Origin of the sequence: Bacillus sp. NTK071 (genome assembly GCF_017303315.1) — a bacterium.
In the GTDB taxonomy this organism is placed as follows: domain Bacteria; phylum Bacillota; class Bacilli; order Bacillales; family Guptibacillaceae; genus Guptibacillus.
This window is the reverse complement of sequence record NZ_JAFKOI010000148.1, coordinates 1-256: the sequence shown is the minus strand read 5'-3', so window position 1 is coordinate 256 and position 256 is coordinate 1. Positions and strand designations below refer to the sequence as shown.

The following is a 256-nucleotide window of genomic DNA, read 5'->3' as shown; positions in this document are numbered from 1 at the left end:
GTCTCGCGTGAACTCGATATCCGCACGGTCGATACGATCAGCGTGAAGTCCTATCATTCCGGCGGCGGCAAGGAAGACATGCGCCGCGAAGCGCAGGTCATCAAATCGCCTGATGCCGAGATGATGGGCGACGGCGAAGGCATCCTGATCGTCGACGACCTCGTCGATACCGGCAAGACGCTGGAACTGGTGCGCAAGCTTTACCCCAAGGCGCATTTCGCCTGCGTCTATGCCAAGCCCGAGGGCGAGAAGCAGA

1 protein-coding gene is annotated in these 256 nt (G+C 60.2%); it reads left to right on the top strand.

All coding sequences use genetic code 11. The features are described from left to right. A partial coding sequence (locus JI666_RS22255) for a phosphoribosyltransferase family protein (protein WP_286171030.1) occupies positions 1 to 256 on the top strand: 256 nt, incomplete at both ends.